6 protein-coding genes are annotated in these 8,285 nt (G+C 63.4%); 2 read left to right on the top strand and 4 right to left on the bottom strand.

Annotated features, from left to right (window positions below):
• Positions 1 to 175 precede the first annotated feature (175 nt).
• Positions 176 to 481 (top strand): transposase, encoded by a 306-nt coding sequence (locus NRB56_RS37995; protein WP_153349223.1) that lies wholly within the window; start codon positions 176 to 178, stop codon positions 479 to 481.
• On the top strand, positions 478 to 1,368 hold the full coding sequence (locus tag NRB56_RS37990) for an IS3 family transposase (RefSeq protein WP_153349222.1): 891 nt from the start codon (positions 478 to 480) through the stop codon (positions 1,366 to 1,368). Before NRB56_RS37995 ends, NRB56_RS37990 begins: the two co-directional genes overlap by 4 nt.
• A 615-nt stretch (positions 1,369 to 1,983) precedes the next feature.
• On the opposite strand, the gene NRB56_RS37985 is transcribed toward NRB56_RS37990, so the two are convergent.
• The 4 genes from NRB56_RS37985 to NRB56_RS37970 form a co-directional block, all read right to left on the bottom strand.
• On the bottom strand, positions 1,984 to 4,434 hold the full coding sequence (locus NRB56_RS37985) for a DEAD/DEAH box helicase (protein ID WP_153349221.1): 2,451 nt from the start codon (positions 4,432 to 4,434) through the stop codon (positions 1,984 to 1,986).
• A complete protein-coding gene (locus NRB56_RS37980) occupies positions 4,431 to 6,023 on the bottom strand; it encodes a site-specific DNA-methyltransferase (protein WP_153349220.1) in 1,593 nt (530 codons plus the stop codon). Before NRB56_RS37980 ends, NRB56_RS37985 begins: the two co-directional genes overlap by 4 nt.
• A 600-nt stretch (positions 6,024 to 6,623) precedes the next feature.
• On the bottom strand, positions 6,624 to 7,640 hold the full coding sequence (locus NRB56_RS37975) for an IS3 family transposase (protein WP_153349219.1): 1,017 nt from the start codon (positions 7,638 to 7,640) through the stop codon (positions 6,624 to 6,626).
• Positions 7,641 to 7,673: 33 nt separating this feature from the next.
• Entirely contained in the window at positions 7,674 to 8,171 is a 498-nt protein-coding gene (locus NRB56_RS37970) for a group II intron maturase-specific domain-containing protein (protein WP_227838689.1), read from the bottom strand.
• Between the last annotated feature and the right edge of the window lie 114 nt (positions 8,172 to 8,285).

Raw genomic sequence — 8,285 nt, 5'->3', positions numbered from 1 at the left:
AATCCTGCGCGGCCGACCCAACCCCGTCGATCGGCACTTCGGACAAGTCACTTCCGGAACCCGCCACCGCCAAGACTACGGCGACCACATCTCCGGCGGCTTGACAAACACAGAGGAACCCCCGCTTTCTCGGAGGGCTCTGTGTGTGGTCCGATAGGGCCGGAAGGAGTCATTCGTGGCAGCACCGAAGAAGTACCCCGATGAGTTGAAGGCGCGGGCGGTCCGCCTGTATCGGGAGTCCGACCCGAAACCGACAGTGCGGAAGCTCGCCGCGCAACTCGGGGTTCACCACGAGGCATTGCGGAACTGGATCCGCCAGGCCGAGGCCGATGCCGGCGAACGCGACGGCAAGCCGACGACCGACATGCTGGCGGAGAACCGGGCTTTGAAGAAACGGGTCGCCGAGCTCGAACGGGTCAATGCTGTATTACGTGATGCGAGTGCGTATTTCGCCTCGGAGCTCGGCGGGACCCGGCGGTGATCGTGGCGTTCGTCAGCGAACATCCGCAGCACCCGGTCGAGCTCGTACTACGGGTTCTGGGCATCGCGTCCTCGACGTATTACGGCTGGCTTCAGCAGGCCCAGGCACCGTCCGCGCGGCGGCTGGCCGATCAGGATCTGCTGGCCGAGATCGTCGACATCCATACCAGTTCCGGCGGAACCTACGGGTCACCGAGGGTCCACGCGATGCTGGCCCGGCGGGGGATCTCGGTCGGCCGCAAACGAGTCGAGCGGCTGATGCGCGGCGCCGGACTGCAGGGGGCGTTCCTGCGCAAGAAGTGGCGGCTGGGCTCGACCCGGCAGGATCCGCGGGCGACCCCGGCCCCGGACCTGGTCCACCGGGACTTCACCGCCGATAGGCCGGATCGGTTGTGGGTGGCCGACGCCACCCGCATCGTGTGTGGTGAGGGCGTGTTCTGGCTGGCCGCGGTCCGCGACGCGTTCTCGAATCGGATCGTGGGCTGGAAATGCTCGGACCGGTGCGACACCGAACTGGTGCTCGGCGCGCTGGAATACGCGGTGTGGACCCGTGACGTGCGCGACGGGCAACTGGTCCATCATTCCGACCGCGGGTCGACCTATACCGCGATCAGATTCGCGAATCGGTTGGCGGACAACGGGATAGCACAGTCGATGGGGTCGGTCGGCGACAGTTACGACAACGCCTTGATGGAGAACTTCTTCTCCACGCTGAAGACCGAGCTGGTGTACCGGAACAGTTGGCGGACAAGAGAAGACGCCGAGAACGCCCTGTTCGCTTATATCGACGGCTGGTACAACACCCAGCGCATCCAGAAGAAACTCGGCTGGCGCTCACCGGCGGAATACGAAGCCAGCTACCATCAACAGGTTCCCGCAGGAACCTGACAATCCGCTCTCCGGATAAGCGGGGGAACCTCAGCAGCCTGTCTGAACTGCGTAGAAGGCCCTCGGCATCACGACCGCGACGGGCCCGCCGGTACGCGTGTCCGCCAAGCCATGGCCGTCGGGTGGGCTGATGAGTGCTGCGGGGATGTTGTCGGGTAGCCGGTCGGGCGCTGCAGCCGGCGTTCGGCGCATCACCTCAGCCTCGGCCGCTGTCGCCGATTCAGCGCCTCTGGGTACATCGCGAGCACGTGGCTGAAGACTCGGTCCGCGAAATGTGGCCACCAGCTGGTGCTCCACCACCGAGCGGTGGACGCCGTGGAGCCGGTGGCGACCAGCATCGCCGAGGTGGTCTCGGAACCAGTGACGGCCTAGATAGCTAACCACTTGGCTATCTATGTGTCGACGCCCTCCTGCATCATTGGCCACCCTGCTCCGGCCAGATCCGCGACGGCTCGCCCGCCCAGAGGCCAGCGGCTGCCGTCGATCAGTGTGGACGACGCCGAGCGCCGCCACGTCTGGGGCGGCCTGTGGCAGGACGGTCATCTTCCAGCCTCGTTCAGGCACGAAGACCGTTCTGATTAGCGGCAGGCGGGAGGGCCTGCCGCTACTCGTCGCCTACATCTCTGGCTTGGCCTTCACGATGAGTTCCGGCCAGGTCTTTGCCTGCCCGAGCATGGTCTCGGTGACAAACAGGTACCTCCAGGTGCCAAACCGCCCGTCATCCCGGACGAACCGTGCCCACTCCTCGGCGGCCTTCTTCTTGTCGAGTACGTCGCTGTGACCGGCGTCTTTGTCGGACTTGCCTTCAACTACCCAATAGACGCCCTGCTTGTCGAGCACGATGAAGTCGGGGTAGTACTTCTTGCCGTTGTCGCGCTCGATCCAGACCTCGCCAGGTTCGTAGATGCGAAGCCACCACTGCACGCCGGACTGGCTGCTGTCGAATATCTGGGCCATTGTGAACTCGGTGGAGGCAGCGTCGAACTGTGCATACGGCTGGATTGAGTGTTCCCAGGGCCCGTACCACTTCCGTTTGATGAACTTGTCCCAGCGGCCGGCCGTATCGGTGGGCATGGGACGGCGGATGGGGACTTCGACAGTCGTGTACGTCCACTTCGGGTGCAGGCGCCGGTTGTTGTAGGCGTCTTTGATCAGGGACTCGATGGCGGCCACGGCCTGGTCCGTCCGTCGCTCGCTCCAGAGTGCCTCGTCGTCGTCTTCGGTGACGCCGGCGCCAAGCAGGAATTCTCGGGCGATTCGGTGGGTGGCGTTGAGCTCGGAGAGTTCCTGCGGTACCAGGCCGAGATCCAGGATTCGGTCTTCGATGTCGCGGCGGACTGCTGCGACGGGCACGTACTTCTGGGTGGCGTCGGCATCGGCCAGTTGCTGGGTGCGCACGACGGCCTGGCCCCGCACATCCCGGTGTGCTTCGAGCGCCTGGCGTTTCAGGTGTACTGGGAACTCGTGGGTGAAGGTCGCGCCGATGGCCTGTGCCTGGGAATTCTCGACGAAGCTGAGGGAGAAACTGACTGGCAGCTGTTCACGTTCCCGCCGCGGGAACGTGATCGAAGGAGCGCCGTCGGCCTTGTATAGCACCCGACTTGCTGCGGCCTGGTCCTTATTCAGCTGCTCGTCGGCGGCTTCCATCGACGACAGGATCAGAAACTCGGATCCGTCGACCTGCTCGCCGTCCTTGATTTGAGCCGGCCCAACAAGGTGCAGCTCGCCGTTCTGCTCGATCTCCGAGTGCGACGGCTGCGGCTGGAACTGATCGAAGGGCAGAGGCGGTTGCCCGGGTGCCGGAGGATTCGGAGCCGGTTCTGGTACCGGTGGCGCAAGGTGTTCGAGCAGCGCATCCTTGTTGGCCAACAGCTTTCGGTACGAATCGTGGGCGACGAGTTCGACGTGGTCTATTGCCGGAACACTGACTCGAGAGCCGAAGGGCAGCCGCAGGCCGCGGCCGAGCACCTGCTCCGTCAGGGTGGCCGAGGCCAGCGCACGGTAGCCGACGATCACGCCGATGTTCTTGACGTCCCAGCCTTCTTTGAGCATGTTGACACTCACCACGGCACGGACCGCCGAGTCGGGGGACTCAACGGCTGCCAGCTCGGCCAAGGCCTTGTCACTGGACTGACTAGTGATGAGGAGGACTTGACCGGGATCAGGCAGGTTGCTGTCCTGGGCAAGGAGTTTCGCGACGTGCTCGGCGTCTTTGATGTCCTGGCAAACGACGAACAGCACAGGGCTGATCTTCGGCTTGTCGTTCTGGGCAGCCCACCCGTGCCAGACCATTTCCTTTCGATCACGAAGACGGCAGGCATCGGCCAGCTGGGTCTCAATGTCTTTCTGCCCATCCTCGCGGTACACGATGACCGGCGTCTTGACGAGGCCATCCGCAATGGCGTCGGCCAAGGTGTACTGGTAGACCACCTTGTCGCGGTCGGCTTCGTCCGGCGTGGCGGTAAGGCCAATCAGGGCGCGAGGGTTCAGGTCTCGAATGGCGGCGCCGAATGCCTTGGCCTTCTCGCGGTAGACGTGGTGCTCATCGGCGATGATAACCAGGTCGTCGGCTTCCCGGAGGTGGTCATAGAGGCCCTGACCGATGAATTCGTCGATCTCGCGCGTCTTCTTCGACGTCTTGATGGTGGGTTTCGTCAGCTGCTGCACGTTGAAGACGAACAGCTTCAGGATGGTGTTGTCATGGAGGGCGTCGCCAACCTGGCCGCGGGAGAAGTTGTCGGAGGTGATGAGAAGAGGCTGAATCTCTGCGCCGGAGACGAACTTCGGGCTTCCAGGGGTGAAGTTGTCGATGGTCTTGTTCTGGATGGTGGTGCCGGGTGTCACGATGAGGACGTTCCGAACGCCTTGAACCGCCACGTAGTCAGTCAGGCCGGCGGCAAGGTAGGTCTTGCCGACACCGGTGGCGAGGTCGCAGACAACCTCCCGCCCATCACCGTCCTGGATTGCCTCGGCAACCTTCGACAGCCCGATTGCGTTGGGGCGCCGAAGATCCATCCGAGCAGTGATCTCTTCTACCAGGGCGCCGTCATACGGCAACCACGTCATCGAACAATCCTCCCCTGAGAAACAAGATCCCGCGGCGCCTTCAACAGCCGCGATCCACTACTGATCTCCCTCAGCACCTCGGCTGTTCCGGGTGCTACAGCCTTGGCGACGACTACGAGTCGCTCACCCTCGCTGAGTCGTTCGACGATCGCACGGATGACTACCTCATCGGCGACGCCGTCGAGAACAGCAAGCCTGGTTCGTCCTTTGCGGCCGGCAAACGGCTGCTGCGGTTCGAAGGTGAAGCCGAGCTGTGTGGCTACGGCTTGGGCGAACTCATCTCCCTTGGCCCACTCGGCAAGTAGGAGACGGCCTTCGACGACGGTGTAGAGCGACGGACCGACTTCCAAGCAGCTGTAGCCGTTACCGGCAGGCACTGACTCGGAAACCGATTCGAGAGTGTCGGAGTCAATTGCGACCTCGTCGATGACCTTCTCGATTCTTGGACGGGTGAAGGTCGCGACTGTTTGTGGAGACAGTTCGACGGTAACCCAACGGCGGCCCATCTTGTGTGCGACGGCGGCAGTCGTGCCGGAGCCGGCGAAGCAATCGAGCACGATATCGCCGGGCTTCGAGCCGATCGACAGGATCCGCTGCAGTAGCTTCTCGGGTTTGGGCGTCGAGAAGATCGCATCTCGCCCGAACAGCTTGGCCATCTCAGCCTTGGCCTGGCGGTTGTCGCCGACCTCATCATGGGTCCAGAAGGTGTTTGGCACCAGGCCGCCCAGCTCGGACTCGAAGCGCTTCCGGAAGGGGAAGGTCCGGCCGGTCTTTCCCCACCACAGGCGGTCGTCCGCACGGAGGGACTCGAACGTTTCCTTCGAGCATGCCCACCAGCGGTTGCCGCGGGGGCTGAAGACGTCGCCGTGGGGGCCGGTTACTTCGTATCGTCCGTCTTCGTAGGAATGCGAGGCAGTAAGGTCGGAGCGTCGCCAACGGCCGCGAGGGTCGTTGTCTGGGTTCCAGAAGTCTGAGTCGCTCAGTTCCGTTCGATCAACGCGGCCGACTTCCAGCTCATCCTTGTCCTTTGCGTAGACCAGGATGTAGTCATGGACGGTTGAGAAGTGCTGGGCCGAATTGTTGCGGGCGTGAATTTTCTGCCAGATGACGTTCGCGATGAAGTTTCCCCGGCCGAAGATCTCGTCCAAAAGGACCTTGCAGTAGGCCATCTCGGCATCATCGAGGTGCACCCAGACCGAGCCGTCGGGGGCGAGAAGCTCGCGGATCAGGAGCAGTCGTTCGCGCATCATGCCCAGCCAGATCGAGTGCTCCAGCGAGTCCTGATAGTGCTCGAACGCCTGCCCGGTGTTGAACGGCGGATCGATGTATACCATCTTGACCTTGCCGCGGTAGCGCGTGGCGAACTCAGGGGTCTTAACGAGCGCGTGCAGGGCGTCGTAGCTGTCGCCCTGAATCAGGAGGTTGTCTACGTCGGCAGGAGAGCCGTCGCTGTGGCCGCCAGCCCTGTGGAGTAACCGGACCTCGGTCATCCGGGGATCGTCCCGGTCGACCCAGCTGTAGCGTCCTTGGCCTTCCGGCACGAGAGCTTGGTCCTTGTTGACCCACGACAGGGTCAGCCGACCGGCCATGATTCCCCTCCTCTGCTCGTCGCATCGCTAATAGCGATCAACAGTAGCTGGTGGCACTGACATGCATCGTTGGGCCGACCAGGGCTGTCCGGTATCACCGCAGGGACGTCGATCACTGCCGGCGACAGGTAGGGCGGGGTTGATTCTGGCTGGGTGTGGCAACGGCGAGTCAGGCGTCGGCCGGCACCGGCAGCCCGCTGACGCCTAAACCGGCTCCCGAACCGGTCCGCGCGGCATCGGCCGATCCTGATCTGGCACGTGGTTATGCACCTGAAAAGCCCGGGAAACGACGAAAATCAAAGGGGCGCTAGGAGAAAACCAGCAGGAACCCCGCCCACCTGCTTCCGCGGGTAGATAAAGAAAAACCCCTCCGAAGAGGGAGGTTAACTGTGCGCCATCAGGGACTCGAACCCCGAACCCGCTGATTTGGGTAATGGACATCTTCCACCAGCCACACTTTCGGTTTCCGCCGCGCGTCCGGTTAGGGGCGAACGATTAGGCGACGGCGTAACGCCGCTGGTTGCCGACCATGATCAACGACACGCCGCTTTCTCCGAATCACCGGACTGAACCGTCACGGGTTGGGGACCGGCTTCGGTGTCAGACCAGCGCCGGTCGGCGTGGTGGTTGTTGAGCGTAGTACGCGGTCTCGTATTCGGTGGGGGTGAGGTAGTCCAGCCGGGAGTGCAGGCGGGCGTTGTTGTACCAGTCGGCCCATTCCATGAGGGCGAATTCGACCTCGGCGAGGGTTTTGAACGGGCCGTGCCGGTTGACCACCTCGGTTTTGAACAGGCCGATGATGGATTCGGCCAGGGCATTGTCGTAAGCGTCCCCAACTGACCCTATTGATGCCGAGAGTCCTTGCAGAGCAAGCGATTCAGTGAAGGATACGGAAACGTATTGACTGCCTGCATCGCTGTGATGGATCAGGCCGGGCTCGACCGGGTGCCCGTAGTGCCCGCGGCGCCACACGGCCACGTTGAGTGCTTTGGACACCAGCGCGGCCGTTTTCGTGGCCGCGGTGGTCCAGCCGACGATCGCCCGGGAGTAGGCGTCGAACACGAACGCCACATAGGCCCACCCGGTCCAGGTCGAGACGTAGGTGAAGTCCGCCACCCAGACCCGGTCCGGGGCCGCGGCGGTGAAGTCGCGGTTGAGCTTGTCGCCGGCGCGTATCCCGTTCTCGGCCGGGATGGTGGTGCGGTGCCTGCGGCCTCGCACGGCACCGTTGAGCCTCAATTCGCGCATGATCCGGTCGACGGTGCAGAACGCGACGTCATGGCCTCGGCGGCGTAGGTAGCGGGTCATCTTGCGGCGCCCGTACATCTGTTCCGGCTTACCGTCGAGATCGCGTAACGTGTTCTCCACGTGGGCATCTGCGATGTCGCGGTGTGACGGTGGCCGGTGGCGGGCTTTGCGGTAGGTCCTGGGCGCGATCTGCACTCCGTGCGCGGACAGTGCGCGGCAGATCGACTCGACGCCGTAGACCTGGCGGTATTCGTCGATGAATCCGACGATCACCGGTGTCGCGGGTCGGTGAAAGTCGGCCCGGGACGCGGTGACAACTGTTGCCGGTTGTTCCGTTTTCCCGGACCGCTTCCCGAACCCGGCGTGCACCTTTCAATGCACCGGGCTCTCCACGAAACCCGTTCAGGCAGCGCGGTTTTCCTCGTCCTTGTCCGGCCAGGGAGTGGGGATGTTCGCCCCGCGATAGCGATAGCGGGACGTCCCGATCTTCTCGAGGTCGATCAGGTCCCGATGCTCACCGGCCGGCCACCAGCCGCCACCGCAATAGCGGTGACGCAACTGTTTCCAGGTCGCTTTCCGGTGTTTGCGCCGCAGCCAACGCCACACCGTCTGCCACAGATAGTGGTTCAGATAGGCGAAGGTCGCCGATGAAGCACCGGGCCGGAAATAGCCGCACCATCCCCGCGTCGTCGCGTTCACGCGGCGCAGCAGGTCATCGAGCGGCTGGTTCGGTTCGACCGCCCGCCGGATCGTCTTCAGTTTCCGCTGCACGGCCAGCACGGCCTTCTTCGACGGATACGTATAGATGTGATACTGGCGGGTGCCTCGTTTGCGGTGACGCTGGATGCGCCACCCGAGGAAATCCAACCCTTCGTCGATATGGGTGATGTCCCTGGCCATGAGAAAGTCTCCGCTGGTGGCCACGTGTAGGTCACCGCTGGTGGCCGTGTAAAAGTCCCCACCCCTTTCGGCGGGGTTGACCGTGTGTCGACCCGGGAGCTGTGGCCCTGGGCG

Source organism: Nocardia aurantia, from assembly GCF_009604425.1.
GTDB classification, from domain to species: Bacteria; Actinomycetota; Actinomycetes; order Mycobacteriales; family Mycobacteriaceae; genus Nocardia; species Nocardia aurantia.
Note: the sequence above shows the minus strand (reverse complement) of the source record. Positions and strands in the feature narration are given on the sequence as shown.